Annotated in this window: 18 protein-coding genes; 8 read left to right on the forward strand and 10 right to left on the reverse strand. The window is 44.5% G+C overall.

The features are described from left to right. Window positions 1-162 precede the first annotated feature (162 nt). Window positions 163-348: a hypothetical protein gene (locus KXD37_RS15475; protein WP_010333860.1), complete on the forward strand. Its 186-nt coding sequence runs from the start codon at window positions 163-165 to the stop codon at window positions 346-348. Window positions 349-415: 67 nt separating this feature from the next. Here the strand turns inward: KXD37_RS15475 and KXD37_RS15480 are convergent, their stop codons facing one another. The 3 genes from KXD37_RS15480 to KXD37_RS15490 all read right to left on the reverse strand — a co-directional run bounded on the left by KXD37_RS15480 (window position 416) and on the right by KXD37_RS15490 (window position 3,411). Continuing rightward, a complete protein-coding gene (locus KXD37_RS15480; protein WP_254518195.1) occupies window positions 416-955 on the reverse strand; it encodes an AAA family ATPase in 540 nt (179 codons plus the stop codon). A 63-nt stretch (window positions 956-1,018) separates the two neighbouring features. Further along, window positions 1,019-2,197 (reverse strand): macrolide family glycosyltransferase, encoded by a 1,179-nt coding sequence (locus KXD37_RS15485; RefSeq protein WP_024121025.1) that lies wholly within the window; start codon window positions 2,195-2,197, stop codon window positions 1,019-1,021. A 23-nt stretch (window positions 2,198-2,220) separates the two neighbouring features. After that, window positions 2,221-3,411 (reverse strand): cytochrome P450, encoded by a 1,191-nt coding sequence (locus tag KXD37_RS15490; protein ID WP_095713522.1) that lies wholly within the window; start codon window positions 3,409-3,411, stop codon window positions 2,221-2,223. Window positions 3,412-3,800: 389 nt separating this feature from the next. On the opposite strand from KXD37_RS15490, the gene KXD37_RS15495 reads away from it, so the two are divergent. After that, entirely contained in the window at window positions 3,801-4,079 is a 279-nt protein-coding gene (locus KXD37_RS15495) for a hypothetical protein (protein WP_024121023.1), read from the forward strand. Between the two features lie 31 nt (window positions 4,080-4,110). Here the strand turns inward: KXD37_RS15495 and KXD37_RS15500 are convergent, their stop codons facing one another. The 4 genes from KXD37_RS15500 to fdhF all read right to left on the reverse strand — a co-directional run bounded on the left by KXD37_RS15500 (window position 4,111) and on the right by fdhF (window position 9,208). Continuing rightward, entirely contained in the window at window positions 4,111-4,728 is a 618-nt protein-coding gene (locus KXD37_RS15500; RefSeq protein ID WP_127695432.1) for an NUDIX hydrolase, read from the reverse strand. A 92-nt stretch (window positions 4,729-4,820) separates the two neighbouring features. Further along, window positions 4,821-5,408, reverse strand: coding sequence for a DUF4352 domain-containing protein (locus KXD37_RS15505; protein WP_095713524.1), 588 nt, complete (start codon window positions 5,406-5,408; stop codon window positions 4,821-4,823). 289 nt (window positions 5,409-5,697) lie between these two features. Further along, on the reverse strand, window positions 5,698-6,258 hold the full coding sequence (locus tag KXD37_RS15510; protein WP_106020477.1) for a DUF1641 domain-containing protein: 561 nt from the start codon (window positions 6,256-6,258) through the stop codon (window positions 5,698-5,700). After that, the gene (fdhF, locus tag KXD37_RS15515) at window positions 6,251-9,208 is read right to left on the reverse strand and encodes a formate dehydrogenase subunit alpha (protein WP_263463641.1); all 2,958 of its coding nucleotides are present in this window, start codon (window positions 9,206-9,208) and stop codon (window positions 6,251-6,253) included. Before fdhF ends, KXD37_RS15510 begins: the two co-directional genes overlap by 8 nt. A 146-nt stretch (window positions 9,209-9,354) precedes the next feature. Here fdhF and KXD37_RS15520 point away from each other — a divergent pair, with 146 nt between their 5' ends. Together KXD37_RS15520 and KXD37_RS15525 are read left to right on the forward strand one after the other, a co-directional pair. Next, window positions 9,355-9,921 carry a YjgB family protein gene (locus KXD37_RS15520; protein WP_095713527.1) on the forward strand — a complete coding sequence of 189 codons (567 nt, stop codon included), beginning with the start codon at window positions 9,355-9,357 and terminating at the stop codon, window positions 9,919-9,921. A 99-nt stretch (window positions 9,922-10,020) separates the two neighbouring features. Continuing rightward, entirely contained in the window at window positions 10,021-10,413 is a 393-nt protein-coding gene (locus KXD37_RS15525) for a DUF2809 domain-containing protein (protein ID WP_103671534.1), read from the forward strand. Window positions 10,414-10,427: 14 nt separating this feature from the next. Here KXD37_RS15525 and KXD37_RS15530 read toward each other — a convergent pair whose 3' ends face one another. Then, window positions 10,428-11,327: a DUF2268 domain-containing protein gene (locus KXD37_RS15530; protein WP_024121017.1), complete on the reverse strand. Its 900-nt coding sequence runs from the start codon at window positions 11,325-11,327 to the stop codon at window positions 10,428-10,430. 125 nt (window positions 11,328-11,452) lie between these two features. Between KXD37_RS15530 and KXD37_RS15535 the strand changes: the two genes are divergently transcribed. Both KXD37_RS15535 and KXD37_RS15540 read left to right on the forward strand, forming a co-directional pair. Next, on the forward strand, window positions 11,453-11,620 hold the full coding sequence (locus tag KXD37_RS15535) for a YjfB family protein (protein WP_010333849.1): 168 nt from the start codon (window positions 11,453-11,455) through the stop codon (window positions 11,618-11,620). Window positions 11,621-11,747: 127 nt separating this feature from the next. Beyond that, complete coding sequence (locus KXD37_RS15540; protein ID WP_059336143.1) at window positions 11,748-12,221, forward strand: YjfA family protein; 474 nt, start codon at window positions 11,748-11,750, stop codon at window positions 12,219-12,221. A gap of 50 nt (window positions 12,222-12,271) precedes the next feature. Here the strand turns inward: KXD37_RS15540 and KXD37_RS15545 are convergent, their stop codons facing one another. After that, entirely contained in the window at window positions 12,272-13,672 is a 1,401-nt protein-coding gene (locus tag KXD37_RS15545) for a polysaccharide deacetylase family protein (RefSeq protein ID WP_099042818.1), read from the reverse strand. 276 nt (window positions 13,673-13,948) lie between these two features. Here KXD37_RS15545 and KXD37_RS15550 point away from each other — a divergent pair, with 276 nt between their 5' ends. Together KXD37_RS15550 and cyoE are read left to right on the forward strand one after the other, a co-directional pair. After that, a complete protein-coding gene (locus tag KXD37_RS15550) occupies window positions 13,949-14,185 on the forward strand; it encodes a hypothetical protein (protein ID WP_024121014.1) in 237 nt (78 codons plus the stop codon). A gap of 125 nt (window positions 14,186-14,310) precedes the next feature. Continuing rightward, on the forward strand, window positions 14,311-15,297 hold the full coding sequence (cyoE, locus tag KXD37_RS15555; protein ID WP_101860924.1) for a heme o synthase: 987 nt from the start codon (window positions 14,311-14,313) through the stop codon (window positions 15,295-15,297). A gap of 71 nt (window positions 15,298-15,368) precedes the next feature. Here the strand turns inward: cyoE and KXD37_RS15560 are convergent. Next, on the reverse strand, window positions 15,369-15,506 hold a 138-nt coding region (locus KXD37_RS15560), incomplete at its 5' end, for an IS3 family transposase (RefSeq protein ID WP_263463508.1).

Below are 15,506 nucleotides of genomic sequence, written 5' to 3' on the forward strand. Positions count from 1 at the left end.
TTTGCCAGCTTAGGCTTTATATGTATATAACCTTTAATAAAGCTATTGTGTCGCAAACCAAGGGAGAAATCAAGATGAACCAAATGCCTCTCATTACCCGTTGAATACACCGGATGCATGCTGTAATATAAACAACAGACACGCTTTAACGGAGGATCGACCATGGAAACAAAAGAAGAATACGAAACAAAAGGCTACGACACATCGGTTATTTATGAATTCAACGAATATCCCGACGTCCATAGCGGACGCTGTGATAATTGTGACTATACGCTTTTTAAAAGCTCCGTAAAAGGCGGAAAGTTTTTGAGAGAATGCCGGAGATGCGGGATGAAAAAGAATATTTAATAGATGGTGTTCGCGGGTCAGGGGTTAGCCTCTGCACCCGAGAACAAGCTGGAGAAAGCGGAATTCATTATTTTATTTTCGCTGCAGTCTCCAGCCCTTTGTATATCATTCCCACCGTCTCTTCCGGCGTCATCTCTGACGAATCCAGCCACAGGCCAAGACGCGGTGTTTCTGACTGCAAGACGGCATCGAGAGATTCAATGCTGATATCTCCATATCCTTTTTTCTTGCGTGCTGATTCTCTTGCGGCTATTATGTCAGCTCGGGGTGCCAACACGATCACATACAATGGACGATAACTGATCAACTTCACCATTTCTTCTAACATAGGTCCGATGATCACATCCTGCACCACCGTATGAAACCCCGCTTCAGCATACATATCTGATACGTTAGCCGCCAGCCGGTAGCGAAGACGCAACTGTTCCAGCGCCTCAGCTGAAGGAGTGTCTGACATTTGTATTTCGCCGTTTACAATCATTTTTCTAAATACATCTCCCCTGACATGAACGCTCTTGTCTAAACGCTCAGAAAGAAGCTGGGCAACTGTGGACTTTCCCGCTGCCATCACCCCTGTAATCAGATAGACGGCGTTTTCTTTACTCATTGCATCCCATCCTTTTTAAAAGAAGAAAAACCGAAATCTCAGCAGATTTCGGGTGCAAATATGTTATTGCGGAACGACAGACTTTTTTATGAAGGCTTCAATTTCCGCGGCTGCCTTCTCCGCTCCGCCTGCTTCTTTTACGTCTTTCTGCATGTCTTTTACGCGGTTGAGCATTTCTTTATCTCCGGATACGTCCTGAACTGCCTTCTGCAAACGGGAGACGCTGACCTCTTCTTTCGGCAAATAGACGCCGAGGCCTAATTCATCAACACGCCGGGCAGTGAGCTCCTGCTCATACATTTGCGGAATCACAACAAGCGGTACCCCCGCATTCATTGCCTCCATCGTACTGTTCATTCCCCCGTGAGAAACAAACAGATCGGCTTTCGCTAAGATATCCAACTGCGGAACGCGCTGGCGTACTGTAAAGTTGTCAGGAATGTCACCTAGACTGTCAGGTTCAATTGATATCCCTGTTGACATCACAACATGCCAGTCGGAATTCCGAAATGCATCTATACACATACGATAAAATTCCGGCCATGCGTTAAAAGCGGTTCCCAATGAAATCAGCATGAGCGGACGATTGCCTGTTTCCGGCAGCAGGCTCTCTTGTTCACCTCGTTTTCCAAGTGAAGGGCCGACAAAGCAGAATCGCTCATCAAAGGTTTCGTTTTTAATCTGAAAAGACTTCGGCATAAAGACAATATTTAACGCTTCCGGTATAGCCAAGTGTTCAAATGAGACAGCCGGTAAGTTTTCTTTCTCAAGGTAAACCTGGAAATCGGCCTCCGCTTGTTTGAGTTGCTTGAGCATCTCTTCACTTCCAAGCTGGAAGGATTCATTTTGCGCATAGGAAGAACAGAGCCTGATGGCCGGCACATTCAGCTTATCAGCAAACAATTTTCCCGCAAATGCGATAAAATCATAAACGATAAGATCAGGCTGGTCATTTTGATATAATTCTTCAAGCTGAGGCAAGATTTCGAGCGATTCTTTTAAAATGCTAATCGGTGTTTCATTTTTCTCTATCATTTCCTTAATGCGTTCCGGTTCCACGTTAATCGTAGTTTGATATAAAAGCGGGCTTGCCCCGGCTTGCTTCACCGCAGGCGCGAATTCCTCAGTCGTCGCATAAGTAACACGGTGCCCTTTTTCACAAAGCTTCTCCACTAACGCAAGAGTTGGATTCACATGTCCGTATGCCGGGATATTAATAATTGAGATATGATGCTGTCTCATCATTTCAGCCTCCAATTTTCATATTATATGTTGACGCGAAAACTCTTTAGTCCGTAAATCACGCTATTTTCAATCGGGGTGATACTGACCGGCTCCATACGAGAAAACGTTTGAGTCAATGCCGTTAACGCGATGGCTGCTTCAAGCCGTGCAAGCGGAGCCCCAAGACAAAAATGAATGCCGTGGCCAAACGCAATATGCGGATTGGGATGGCGGTGAATATCAAACATGTGCGCCCTGTCAAACTTCGCTTCATCACGATTTGCAGACGCCACAAACGCTAACACCATGTCGCCTTCTTTCATCTGATGGCCACCAATCTCCGTATCCCTCTTGGCAATTCGCCGCAAAACAGGTGCAGGCGCCCTGAAACGCAGAGCTTCTTCCACCGCCTGAGGCATCAGCTCTGGATGCCGCCGCAATTCGTCATAAACGCCCGGCGTGTCTAAAATGCTGTACATCGCGTTTGAAATCAAGTTCGTTGTCGTTTCATTTCCCGCCACCAGCAGTAATGTACAAAACGGAATCAGCTCTTCTCCGGAAAGCTTCTCACCGGTTTCTTCCGCTTTAATTAAAATGGAGATGATGTCCTGTTCCGGTTTCTTCCGTTTTTCTTCTATGATGCCGGCAAAAAACGCGGCTAGCTCTTCCTCGCACTTGTTCCGCTCTTTCAGAAAGGCTTTCTCCGCTTCCTCACTTCCATCTCTTGGTGTGCTCACCAAAATATCAGACCATGTCTTAAACGCATCCATATGCTCTGAAGGAACGCCTAAAAGCTCAGATATCACAATGACAGGAAGCGGATATGAGAAATCCTGAACCAAATCAAACTCGCTTCGTCCATGAAAACGATGTATCAGATCATCTGCGATGTCTTGAATTCTTGGTTCCCACTGCTTCATGACACGCGGTGTAAACGCTCTATTGACAACAGAACGGATTTGCGTGTGTCTTGGCGGGTCCATATTAATGATCGAATTCCCGATAGAACTTGTCTGCTCCGGCATATAACTGGAGAAAAGCTCTTTATCCCCAATCACTTTTTTGACATCATCATAAAGAAAAACACTCCATACTTGATTGTCTTCATCATAGGTAACAGGAGCTTCCTTTCTCATCGATTCGTACCACGGAAACGGATGATAAGCATCCTGTTTATTTTTTCCGTTCATCAGTGCACGCTGCAAAGCTTGTCGCCGATTTACCACATTCATGCGTTTCCCCTCCCCATGAAAGAAAAGATTCAGCAATTGACGAACTTCACCACCTCCTGCTATCGAAAAAGAGAGGGACATCCATTTTGTCGTCTGAAACAGCAGGCAGGTCTTCAAGATGCCGGTGCAGGCATCATATAATCCCCCTCGAATGTTGTTCATCTTACCATAATCTTTCAATTTTTTTCTATTACGCACACCCAATTTGGTTCACAACGTGACCTTAGGCATGCTCATCGATTTTAGAAACGCAATCAATAGCTTATGAAAATCTCACACGTCGCCCTCATCCGCAACGTAAGCACTACTCTAAAAGATGACTTTTCCATTATGTAAAGCATGCTGAAGATATGATTAAATAGAAAGTAAAATGGTGAAGGAGAGAACAAATGACAGCACAGATCAACCGTAAAAAACTAGTTGTCGGCATCGTACTTTCACTTGCATTTGTATTGTTTGTGTTCTCTTTTTCTGAGAGACATTCAAAACCGCTCGTTGAGGGAAAAAAACAGGAAAACTGGCATACTGTCGTCGACAAAGCCTCTGTCGATATATATGGAAGCCGTTTAGTGGAAGAAAGCAAACTAAAACAAAAGCTCGGCCATAAACAAGCCGATTCGGTACTAACCCTTTTGAAGCTAGCCAGCGAAAAACATATTGCCCTGTAAAAACAAAAAAGAGCCTCCGGCTCTTTTTTGTTTAATCCAATACAGTTTTTTTATCCGGATGACGCTGAAAGTCAAAAAGCATACTGAGCTGTGACTGTGTGTTTCGTTTTGGAGAAAGCGGAGGGAGCCTGTCTTCCGGAAAAAAAGCGGCATGGTTCGTCTCAATTCCGGTTTTCTGCTGCCCGCCCGTTATGCTGCATTCAATGAAGATCTTATAGTAATGATAAGGCTGAGGGGGATGAGGATGCTTATGGCTGTCCAGCACGGCCAGTAATCGAGAAGGCACTGTATCGTAACCCGACTCTTCTTTGATTTCCTTGATCACATTTTCAGCGGGTGATAAACCAATTTCACAAAAACCGCCTGGGAGTGACCACAGCTCGTCATGCTTCTCCCGGACAAGCAATATGCGATTCTCTCGAAATACCGCGCCGCGAACATCCGCCTTCGGTGTCGGATAGCCTTTCTCGCCTTTCCATAAATCAGTGATGACTTCAATGTCCTTCTCCGAGTAATCCGCCATCATCTCTGCGCTGAGCTTCATCAGCTCTTCGTACCTTTCCCTGTCATACACATCCTTGGAAAAAGCAAGCCCCGCCTGTGCGATCGCCTGAATCCGCTGGGCCCGTTCCAGCCATTTGGTTTGCATAATTGATCACCTCACTACCATTTTATACTATCAATCTCTTTTAAATTAAAAAAGCATGCTCCGATTTTCCGGTGACATGCTCAAAAGATACCTTAATTCAGTTTTACGAAATATGTAATATCCTCTGTTTCAAAATTTAAAAATGATGGACTATATGACAGATTAAGGTTTTTTTCTCCTTTTGGAATCACGAAACTGACTGTGCCTGTTACCTTTTTACCCGAGGCTAACTTTCCTGATTTAAGGCTTGTTTTCAGGTCAGCAGTAGATACTATGTTTGCTCTGATTGATTGATCTTTGCCATCTTTCAATTCAAAACCGCCACTCGTATAATTGAAAGACTTGTCGCTTGTATTTTCGATCGTTACCTCAGCTATTAAAAATTCTTCATTATTATTTATTGTTTTTTCTTTCTCGCCAATTTTTGTCTTATACTCGCCTTGTTCTGCCGTTGTATATACTTTATTGACCGAGAAATTTGTGCTGGAAGCTTTAAAAGTTTCGCCTACTTTATACACCTTTTCATCCGTTTTGGTTTCTTTTTCCTCTGTTTTCTTTTCCGTTGCTGTTGCTTCTTTCTTTTCTGTCTTTTGCTCAGCTGACGCATCACTGGACTGGCTGCACGCAGAAAGCGCAAATCCAATCGTTAGCACAAACAAAATGAATAATGCTTTTTTCATTGCCGTTCCTCCATCTAAAGTAATCATTTTCTATTATAATCACGCTTTTCCTTTTCTTAACAGGGAATAAAGTAACAAATTACTCTATCAAATCCATTCATAGTATTGGTCAGCTAATGACATAGATATTTATCCTTTACTGGAAAAAATACTGGACAGGCCGGTGATGGCATATCATTTTCCAAAACAAAAGCTTCTTTGTCTTGTTTCTAATTCGGATATTTCCTCCTAGTTCTAAAGACTCATATCGACAAAAACCCGAGCTGGCATTAGCCGGCTCGGGCGGGTGTCAATCTCGCTTATCCATTCCCCTTTTCTTTCGGGGTTCCTGATGATGCTTTTGATGTTCCGGAGGCTGAGTTGTGCGTTCCAGCTCCTTTGTATCTTGTCCCATTCCTTTTAAAAAGGAGAACAGCAGCGTAACCGCTTTGTTGATTTCCGGGTCTTTAAGCGAACGGATGATATCAAAATAACCTGTTTTCTCTTCGCTGTTCTTCTGTTCTACCGCGTTCGCCACACCGGCATTCACTTTCAAAATGAGCGGCTCCAGCTGTTTGACATCCAGCATGCCGAGTGTTCCAAACAGGAGAAGCAGGTTTTTAAGCATATTGGCCGTTTCCTCTGTATCTGCCTTTTTCACTAGGATGTCAAGGACTTTATCACCTTGGCCAAAAAGACCGCGGAGCAAAGGCAGCACGCCCCGTTCGTTCATGTGCCCAAGCATTTGCAGCGTCTCCAGAATGGCTTCTTTGTTGTCGACTAAGGCATCTTCGATTTCTTCCAAATCACGTTTGCGCTGATCTTCTTCGGTCACCTGTACTTTCTGAATGCGTTTAATCGCTTTAGCCATTGTGCCCAATCCCCCTTTTCACAGCATCGCCAGGGAAGATGTAATCCTTCCGCGCCCATTTCTTATGAACCTGCACACCGATTTGCGGCTGCGGATTTCCGTTGCGGTGATTGATTTTAGGCAGCGGATTGATTCCATCCTGCTTCAATATTTCCATCTTTGCTGATGTTTCTTTGTACGCAGGCGTGTCGGTATCCTTGTCCGCGTGGCTGCCTGTTAACAGGTTGATCGCCGCTTCCCCAGAATCGTTCATTGGCAGATACACTTCCTTCCCTTTGACACGATCAGTGATCAGGCATTTCACCTTCACATTTCCAAAAGGCGACGTGAGTCTGACAAGGGTCCCGTTCTGGATTCCCCGTTCTGCCGCAAGCTCTGGAGAAATTTCTAAAAATACATGCGGCGTTTTTTCAGAAATGCCTTTTGATTTATACGTCAGGTTTCCTTCATGGAAATGCTCCAAGAGTCTGCCGTTATTTACATGGATGTCATATTCCTCACCGAACTCCTCAGGCTCAGTCCATTGAACCGGATAAAGAATCGCTTTGCCGTCCGGAAAAGGAAAGCGTTCTGTAAAGAGTAAAGGTGAATCCTTCCCATCAGCACTTACAGGCCATTGCAGGGAGTTGTAGCCCTCAAGACGTTCATAGGTTACTCCTGCATAAATTGGTGACAGCATTGCAGCTTCTTCCATAATATCGGAAGGATGCTCATAATTCCAATTGGCCCCAAGCTTATTCGCTACCTCCATAATAATCTGCCAGTCCGGCTTTGATTCACCCATAGGTTCAAATACCTGGTATAAACGCTGAATACGGCGCTCAGTGTTTGTAAAGGTTCCTTCTTTTTCAAGGCTCGGGCTCGCAGGAAGAACAACATCTGCAAATTCTGCCGTCCGAGATAGGAAAATGTCCTGCACAACAAAGAAATCAAGTTTTTCATATGCGGCGTGCACATGATTGATATTAGAATCGACAAGGCCCATTTCTTCCCCTTTTACATACATCGCTTTCAGCTGGCCGGAATGGATTTTTTCAATCATTTCATGGTTGGTCATGCCCGGCTCCTTCGGCAGCTGCACACCCCAGGCTTGTTCGTATTTCTTGCGGACTTGTTCATCCTTCACTTTTTCATAGCCCGGCAGGCTGTCTGGCATGCTTCCGAAGTCACTTGCTCCCTGCACGTTGTTATGGCCGCGTAATGGATAAGAACCCGCACCCGGTTTTCCGTAGTTTCCTGTGACAAGCAGCAAATTTGAAATCGCAGTGCTTGTATCGCTGCCTCCAATGTGCTGTGTCACGCCCATGGCCCACAACGCGCACACACTGTCAGCCTCATGAATCATTTCAGCCATTTGAATCAGGGTTTGTTTATCAATTCCGGTTTTCTCCTCTGCATATTCAAGTGTGTACGGCGCAAGGCTTTTCACGTATTTATCCCGGCCGTTGACCCTTTCCTGCAAAAAGCGTTCATCGGCCTTGCCGTTTTCAATCAGATATTTGGCGATGGCATTCAGCCAGACGATATCTGATCCGGCACGCGGCTGAACAAATAGATCAGAACGCTCAGCCATTTCGTGTTTTCTGATATCTGCCACGATAACCTTCTGCCCTCTCAGCTTGTGAGCCCGTTTAATGCGGGTAGACAATACCGGATGCGACTCTGATGTGTTCGAACCGATAATTAAAACAAGATCTGCCTGGGCGATATCTGTAATCGATCCTGAGTCACCGCCGTATCCGACTGTCCGGAACAGGCCGGCAGTAGCCGGAGACTGGCAATAGCGCGAGCAGTTATCCACATTATTTGTGCCGATAACCCCTCTGGCCAGCTTTTGCATCAGGTAGGATTCTTCATTCGTACATTTAGACGACGTGATAAAAGCAAGTGAGTCAGGGCCACATTCTACTTTCAATTCAGTGAACTTGCTTGCGATCAGTGTTAAGGCTTCCTCCCACTCTGCTTCCCGGAAATGGTCGCCTTCGCGGATGAGCGGTTTTGTCAGACGCTCCTCACTGTTTACAAAATCCCACCCGAACTTGCCTTTTACACAAGTGGAAATGCCATTGGCAGGCGCCTCCTCCTGCGGCTCCACTTTCAGAATATCTCTGCCCTTAGTCCAAACATCAAAACTGCAGCCGACACCGCAATAGGTGCAGACGGTTTTGGTTTTTTTGATTCGTTCATCACGCATGGCAGATTCCATGTCAGAAATGGCGAGAATCGAGCCGTATCCTGTCTCTACGCCTTTCGTAATCTCGATCATCGGGCGCAGTGATTCGTTATTGATGCCTGTTAAATATCCGGCTTCCCCTTCCATTCCTTTTTCCATCATCGCGTTGCACGGACAGACGGTTGAGCAATGGCCGCACGACACACATGACGACTCGTTAATCGGCACGTCATGATCCCAAATGACGCGCGGGCGTTCCCGCTCCCAGTCAATCGTCAGTGTTTCTGTCACCTGTACGTCTTGGCATGCTTCGACACAGCGGCCGCACAAAATACATTGATCAGGATCATACCGGTAAAACGGATGGGATTCATCCTTATGATAAGGCTTTTGATCAAACGGGATGCTTTGGTGATTGATTTTCATTTCCTTCACCGTATTATGTATTTCGCATCCTCCATTGTTGTAATCGCAAACTGTACAGTAAAGCTCATGATTATATAAGATTTTATCCATCCCGATGACCTGTGCCTTTTTCACGTCAGACGAAAGCGTATCAATGACATCGCCATCCTTTATTTCAGCAGAGCACGATCTCTTCAGCTCACCATTGATGCTGACGATACACGTATCACATGTTTCTATCGGCCCAAGGCTCGGATGATAGCATACTTGCGGCACTTCAATTGAACTGTTATTCAAAAGCTGCAGCACCGTCTGATCTCCGGCTGTCTCCATCTCAACGCCGTTTATGGTTACTTTTTTTGTGTCCGCCATCTCCATTCCCCTTTCTTGCGTTTATATACCGAATTACCCATTTCAGTTCCCTTGCATGTGCTGATTAAAACATACAGAGCGCATACAAAGGTTTTAATGCACGAACACCGGGAAACGTCATGATAGACAAAAAGGGAGGGATAACCATGAAGAAAACCATTTCCGCATTAACAGCGGCGGCAGCACTGTCAGGCACTGTTTTTGGCTTTGGGACGGCAATTCCGGCAAAAGCTGCCGCTCAGGCAAATCCGCCTGCTGAAGAAACAACCTCATCATCCGCTGAGCTTGTAAAAAATCTTTATAACACCGCTTTTACAGGTGAAATGCCGCAGCAGGTACAAGGTCTTACGATTAACAAAAGCACAAAAGGGGATGTCCATGCCAAGATGGGAGAACCGGAAAGACCGGCTGGAGGAAACAATATGTTTGATCTATACAGCTGGAATATGGGAAATCCCGGCTACGGCTTTTCCTATAACAAAGACATGACCATTTCAGAAATCCGTTACTTTGGAACCGGAGTAGAACGCCGTCTGAATCTTGGAGGGGTTACACCGGATGTGCTGAGCGATCAAATTGGCCCCGCCGACCGAATTTTAACCGTCCCATTCACGGATGAAATCGACTATATCTATGATACAGGCCCTTATGAGCTCCATTTCGTCATTGGAAAAGACCAGACAGCCGACCATGTCAATCTAAGAGCAAGATAAAAGCACTTGCGGCTCCAGCCGCTTTTTTTATGGACAAAGTGAGGATGGATTCCTTACAATACATGGGAAGAAAAATGCGGGAAGAGGTATCAATCATTCATGAGAAGGAACCGGTTCATATATGCGGCCTTTACAATCCTCATCATTGGGTTGGGACTGGGGTCAAGAGCATTCTCCAGTTTTCTCCCGGATATCGTCAATACCTATCTCGGAGATGCACTGTGGGCCGCAATGATTTTTACGGGCTGCAGCTTTCTGTTTCAGACGATGAAAACCATCACAACAGGCATTATTAGCCTTTTATTTTGCGTTATTATCGAATGCAGCCAGCTGTACCATGCTGAGTGGATCGATCGGATCAGGGACACTTCGCTCGGCGGCCTCGTGCTGGGGTACGGATTTTTATGGAGCGATATCATAGCTTATACGATGGGAATTGTCACCTGCACACTTTTAGAGCTGATCCATCAAAACATCAAAAAGCGCCGATGACGTGACGCTTTTTCTTATGTCGAGAACAGCCCGCACTGAGACAGAATCGTCTCTGTATCCAAGAGTGTGGCCTCCTTTATATCGACCCGGTGTTTATTCATAAAAGACTGAACAGCGTGATATCCAACCGCATATCCGGCAAAAGCAGATAATCCCGCCGGCTCAAAGCCTTGCGCTTTCGCTATTTGATCTCCAAACATGTAACGGCTCACCTCCGAAAAGCCTTTTACATCAATCACCTCTTTTATGACTTCAATGGAATATTGCAAATCGTCCCGATCAAAGCGAGTAACCCAAGGGCCTAATTGTTCTTCGCCAAAGAGCTCCCGCGCAAATGACTCAGCCAGCCCTTCAATGACAAGATAATCCCCGACTGACACAGAACCTCGGTGAAAATCAAAATACGAAAACCGCAGATTATGGTGAAATTCATGGGCAATCATCGATGAAATCCTAAGAAGGTTATAGCTGTTCGGATACATCCAAACGTGAATAAAGCCTGGAATTCCCCCAAACCCGCAATACCCTTTTTGCAGCTTCAGCTTGCTTGGATCAGCAATGTAAAGCCCGAACCTCATTTCTTCCGCATTTACTCGCAGCTTTTCACGCTCGGCAAAATGTATACACTGCTGCAGCGCAGATTCAGCAGTCTCAGCAATATGCAATTGCTGCAGTTTTCTTAATGCTTTCTGTCCGGTTTCAGCATCACACACATCCAAATAACCAAGCATCTTTACAGCCATGATCACATCATATCCATTCGGTGTCTTCGCTTTTAGGGGAACCTGTATGGCGCTCCACATTTTTTCAAACGGTCCCATCATCGTATACCGAAACTCGTCCTCTCTTTCGTGTTCTTCCATCGAAAACAGCTTTTCATATTGCTGAAAGGTCTGTTCTATTACGATATTCATCCTAATCCCTCCTCACGAAAAATATACGGTATGCCGCAGCGTAAAGGTCAACAGAAAAAATTAAGCCTTTCTGCCCTATAAAATCAAAGCCGGCCGCCGATAGGTAAGGCATAGGAGGTGTAGCAATGGATATTCCTGCATTATCAGTTGCCATGCATCAAGCAAACCTGGCCCAAAATGTTGATATCGCTTTAACGAAAAAGATGCTGGACACTGCCCAGCAAAATGCTGATCAAACCCTTAAGCTGATTCAGCATCCGACGCTCGGACAAAAAATTGACCTGAAAGCTTAGCTTCACACCCCAGGCGGCCAAGAACTCCATCCTCCCGGCCGCCTTTATTTTTCACAAAAAAGCATGCATGTTTTGGCCTTTCCTCCGTATGATTTATTGTTTGTCATTTTAAGGAGGTCAGGAAGAGATGAAAAGAATGGTTAAAAAGGTGTCTTTGGTGTTGTTCGCATTCGTATTTATTTTTGCCATCAAGGGAGCACCCGCTCATGCGGAAACACATGCCTACGATGGAAAAAGCCCTTATTACAATGATTGTGCGTCCAGCGCCGCCACAAAAAAATCTTCTAACTTAGTGAACGCTAACAATCAAGTCATCGGAGTCGTCGAGCTCAAGTTCAGCAGTACATGCAAAACGGCATGGGCAAAAATAACGATGAACAACACCTTGACAACAGGCTATGAAGCAAATGCGGAAATAACCCGGAACACAGACAAAAAGAGATATAACTGTGACTCTGCAGGCGGCAATGGCAAAGCGGTGGCAGGCCAAAAATCTTGTTATACGCCTATGGTCTATGACTTAGACCCGAGAACCTCCTACGCTTTCGGTAAATATTCAGGACCCAACCTGAATGTATGGGCAACCACAGGCTCTTATTAAACAGAAAAAAAGCTGTCCAACGGGCATTTCCCGCGACAGCCTTTCCACATTTATTTAGCTTCCCTTTGTTTTTTTACCTCTTCAAGCTGAGTGACCGTCACCAATTGATAGCCTTGATCGGTCAGTCTTTTGATAATCTCATCGGCCGCATCAGCAGAAGTGCCGTAAATATCATGAATTAAAATCGTCTTTCCGTCAGCCGCGTGGCTCATGACTCGGTTGACAATTGTATTTTTATTTCGGTCTTTCCAATCTTCCGGATCAATGTCCCATAACGCGACATCCATTTTCAGCTTGCTGCGCAGTTCATCATTAATGCCGCCATATGGAGGACGCACAAGCGTCGGACGATACCCGCTTATTTTTTCAATCATGTCCTGCGTGTCATTGATCTGCTTTACAGCCTCTTTCACTGAAAGCCTTGTGAGAAGCGGATGGCTCCATGAGTGGTTCCCCACTTCATTTCCTTCTTTCAGCATTCTTTTTAACGTTTCCGGATAATATTGAACCCTGCTGCCCAGCACAAAAAACGTTGCATGCCCTTCATATTTCTTCAAGGAGTCCAGAATCTGATTTGTTGTCGCAGGATTCGGACCGTCGTCGAAAGTAAGCGCAATGACTTTTTTATTCGGATCAACTGTTTCTTCTTTGGGTAATGAAATGACTTCGTGCTTCGGTTTTTGTTCTTTGATTTTATTTTTGTTTTTCGCTTTATCAATATATTGTTCTTTCAATATATCTTTTAAAAGATGTTTCTTAATCGCAATCGACTGCTCTCCAAGATAGCCCGCAGCGACTTGATATGTATCAAAATAAAACTCGATATAATCTTCCTTGACGGCAAAACGGCTGAAATTTTCTTTTGCCGGTGCAGTTCCTTCTTTTAACAATTCGTCGTCCGCTGCAATGTCCTTATTCTTTTTAAGCTCATGATAAGCGATCAGCGAAAGCTTTTGTAAATAATCAGAGTCCTTTTTGAAAATATCATCAATAGAAAGAAAGGCTTCCTTGCTAAAATCAAAGTTAAATGTTTTTTTTACGTTTTGTCCATGCGCGCCGCCTATGTATTTATATTCATTAAAGACCACTGCCGCTGTCTGCTTGGCATAATGAACAATTTCATAATCGATGTTGAGTTCATTGCGCTTTTTTGTATGCTCCTGGTCAGCATCTTTCGTTTCCTTCTGAAATTGGCGAACCTCTTTCTCTGCGAAACTCTTTAATGCCGCATCCATTTTTTTATTTTTAAAAACAGGGTAGTTGACCGCGTAATTGAAGGTTTTCCCGTCATTCACAAGTGTTGCGATCTCTACATCTCCATACTGAGAATCGGTTTTTACCTGATTCATGACCGTTTCTTTTTTTGATGTATTATGGCAAAAGCCTATAAGCCCTGCCGCACAAACAACTGCTAATAATACTTGAAACCATTTGATTCTTCTCGCCAACAACACAAACTCCTTCTTTCGTAATCACTTCGATTTATATCCCATCAAAAGATTCAGATGATGTTTTTTATGCTCATTCGTACTCAATTAGAAATATTTTTGTAACATTAAAGTAACATTTATTTCACTTTTGTAATAATAGGAGATTTAGAAGTTCTTGTCAATCCCTTTCTGAGGATTTACTCAATTAAAAAAAACAATTTGGTCGATGGACATACACCCATTTCTCATATCAGGAATAAGGTAAACAGAATAAAAAATGCTAGGGAGGTAACCCTATTGGAATTTCCTGTTAATTACGATCAGTTTGAGCAAGTTTCACCTTTTGATGAAAGACAGCCATATTACTACCCGCGTCCGCGCCCTAGACCGCCATTTTATCCGCCTTATTATTACCCAAGACCGTTTTATCCGTTTTATCCGCGTCCGCCTTACTACTACCCGCGCCCACCTTACTACCCTTGGTACGGGTACGGCGGCGGATATGGCGGCGGATATGGAGGATACAACAGATAGCAGGCGGTGTTTACCGAGAATGGGGGCAGTCCAGCTCCCCTTTTTTTGTATAAAAATTGACAATATCATGACAAATACAGGAAATAATTGTGATCTGGATGGCCTCTTGGTACGATAACAAAAGCATGCAGTTTTGGGGGAGGCGTCTATTTTTGGAGAATTCAAGAGTTTCTGCTCCGATTTCTGAAACAAAATACATAAAAGCCTCGAACCGGGTATCCGTTTACGATTTTATAAAGCTTGCAAAACCCGGCATTATCGTATCAAACTCGATAGCAGCCTTCGGCGGATTTTGGATCGCATTTGTGGGCTCAGAAAAACCATTAACAGGACTCGCTTTTTTTATGACAATGATAACGGCAATGCTTGGAACCGCGTTCGTCATGGCCTCCGGCACTGTCTACAACAACTATTTTGATCGGCATATGGATGCAAAAATGGAGCGCACCCGCAGCAGGGCCTCAGTCACAGGAAAAATGCCGCCTGCTTTGATCTTAACGTATGGCTCTGTTTTAGGAATAGCAGGTCTTGCCATGCTGTATTCCCTCAACCCTTTAACTGCAATTCTCGGACTGGCCGCCTTTATTTTTTATGCCATCATCTATACAGTATGGGTGAAACGGGCCTCGGTATGGAGCACGTTTGTCGGAAGCTTTCCGGGAGCTGCTCCGCCGCTGATGGGTTATTGTGCCATCACAGGAGAAATCAGTGTAACCGCCGTCATGTTATATGCCATTATGTTTCTGTGGCAGCCCCCGCATTTTTGGGCGATTGGGATAAGACGCAAAGAGGAATATCGGGCGGCTGGTGTCCCGCTCTTGCCTGTTGTAAAAGGAAATCATGTAACGAAAGTAAAAATGATTCAATATATTGCAGTCCTGGTGCCGGTTACGCTATTATTTCCTTTTTCTCTCGGCACCGGCCATATAAGCCCATTTTATTTTTTAACTGCCTTGGTTCTCGGAGGTATATGGATCAAAAAAAGCATGCAAGGATTCAAAACAGACGATGACGTAAAGTGGGCAAAGGATATGTTTGTCTACTCACTCATTTATTTTTGCTTGCTGTTTTTTGTCATGATGATTGATTCATTTGTAATGTTATTAATCTGATGATTTTATGCAAAAAGAGCCACACATTAAGGGACTGACCCCCGTTTTTGAGACAGAGATCAAAACACCTTTTATACAGCCAATTGCCGATAGCTTATCGGTGATTGGCTGTTTAGTTTCGTTTGAATACGAATGTTGTTATAATAATAAATGTATTCTTTGACAGTGCGTTCTACGATGGCGGTCGTGGTTCGATTAATGCTGTTAAG

It is taken from the genome of Bacillus sp. XT-2, assembly GCF_025696525.1.
In the GTDB taxonomy this organism is placed as follows: Bacteria; Bacillota; Bacilli; order Bacillales; family Bacillaceae; genus Bacillus; species Bacillus halotolerans.

Bases quoted from the DNA above. Each gene is read 5' to 3' on its own strand.
- KXD37_RS15475 (WP_010333860.1), top strand. From the start codon at position 163: ATGGAAACAAAAGAAGAATACGAAACAAAAGGCTACGACACATCGGTT.
- KXD37_RS15480 (WP_254518195.1), bottom strand. From the start codon at position 955: ATGAGTAAAGAAAACGCCGTCTATCTGATTACAGGGGTGATGGCAGCG.
- KXD37_RS15485 (WP_024121025.1), bottom strand. From the start codon at position 2,197: ATGAGACAGCATCATATCTCAATTATTAATATCCCGGCATACGGACAT.
- KXD37_RS15490 (WP_095713522.1), bottom strand. From the start codon at position 3,411: ATGAATGTGGTAAATCGGCGACAAGCTTTGCAGCGTGCACTGATGAAC.
- KXD37_RS15495 (WP_024121023.1), top strand. From the start codon at position 3,801: ATGACAGCACAGATCAACCGTAAAAAACTAGTTGTCGGCATCGTACTT.
- KXD37_RS15500 (WP_127695432.1), bottom strand. From the start codon at position 4,728: ATGCAAACCAAATGGCTGGAACGGGCCCAGCGGATTCAGGCGATCGCA.
- KXD37_RS15505 (WP_095713524.1), bottom strand. From the start codon at position 5,408: ATGAAAAAAGCATTATTCATTTTGTTTGTGCTAACGATTGGATTTGCG.
- KXD37_RS15510 (WP_106020477.1), bottom strand. From the start codon at position 6,258: ATGGCTAAAGCGATTAAACGCATTCAGAAAGTACAGGTGACCGAAGAA.
- fdhF (WP_263463641.1), bottom strand. From the start codon at position 9,208: ATGGCGGACACAAAAAAAGTAACCATAAACGGCGTTGAGATGGAGACA.
- KXD37_RS15520 (WP_095713527.1), top strand. From the start codon at position 9,355: ATGAAGAAAACCATTTCCGCATTAACAGCGGCGGCAGCACTGTCAGGC.
- KXD37_RS15525 (WP_103671534.1), top strand. From the start codon at position 10,021: ATGAGAAGGAACCGGTTCATATATGCGGCCTTTACAATCCTCATCATT.
- KXD37_RS15530 (WP_024121017.1), bottom strand. From the start codon at position 11,327: ATGAATATCGTAATAGAACAGACCTTTCAGCAATATGAAAAGCTGTTT.
- KXD37_RS15535 (WP_010333849.1), top strand. From the start codon at position 11,453: ATGGATATTCCTGCATTATCAGTTGCCATGCATCAAGCAAACCTGGCC.
- KXD37_RS15540 (WP_059336143.1), top strand. From the start codon at position 11,748: ATGAAAAGAATGGTTAAAAAGGTGTCTTTGGTGTTGTTCGCATTCGTA.
- cyoE (WP_101860924.1), top strand. From the start codon at position 14,311: ATGCAGTTTTGGGGGAGGCGTCTATTTTTGGAGAATTCAAGAGTTTCT.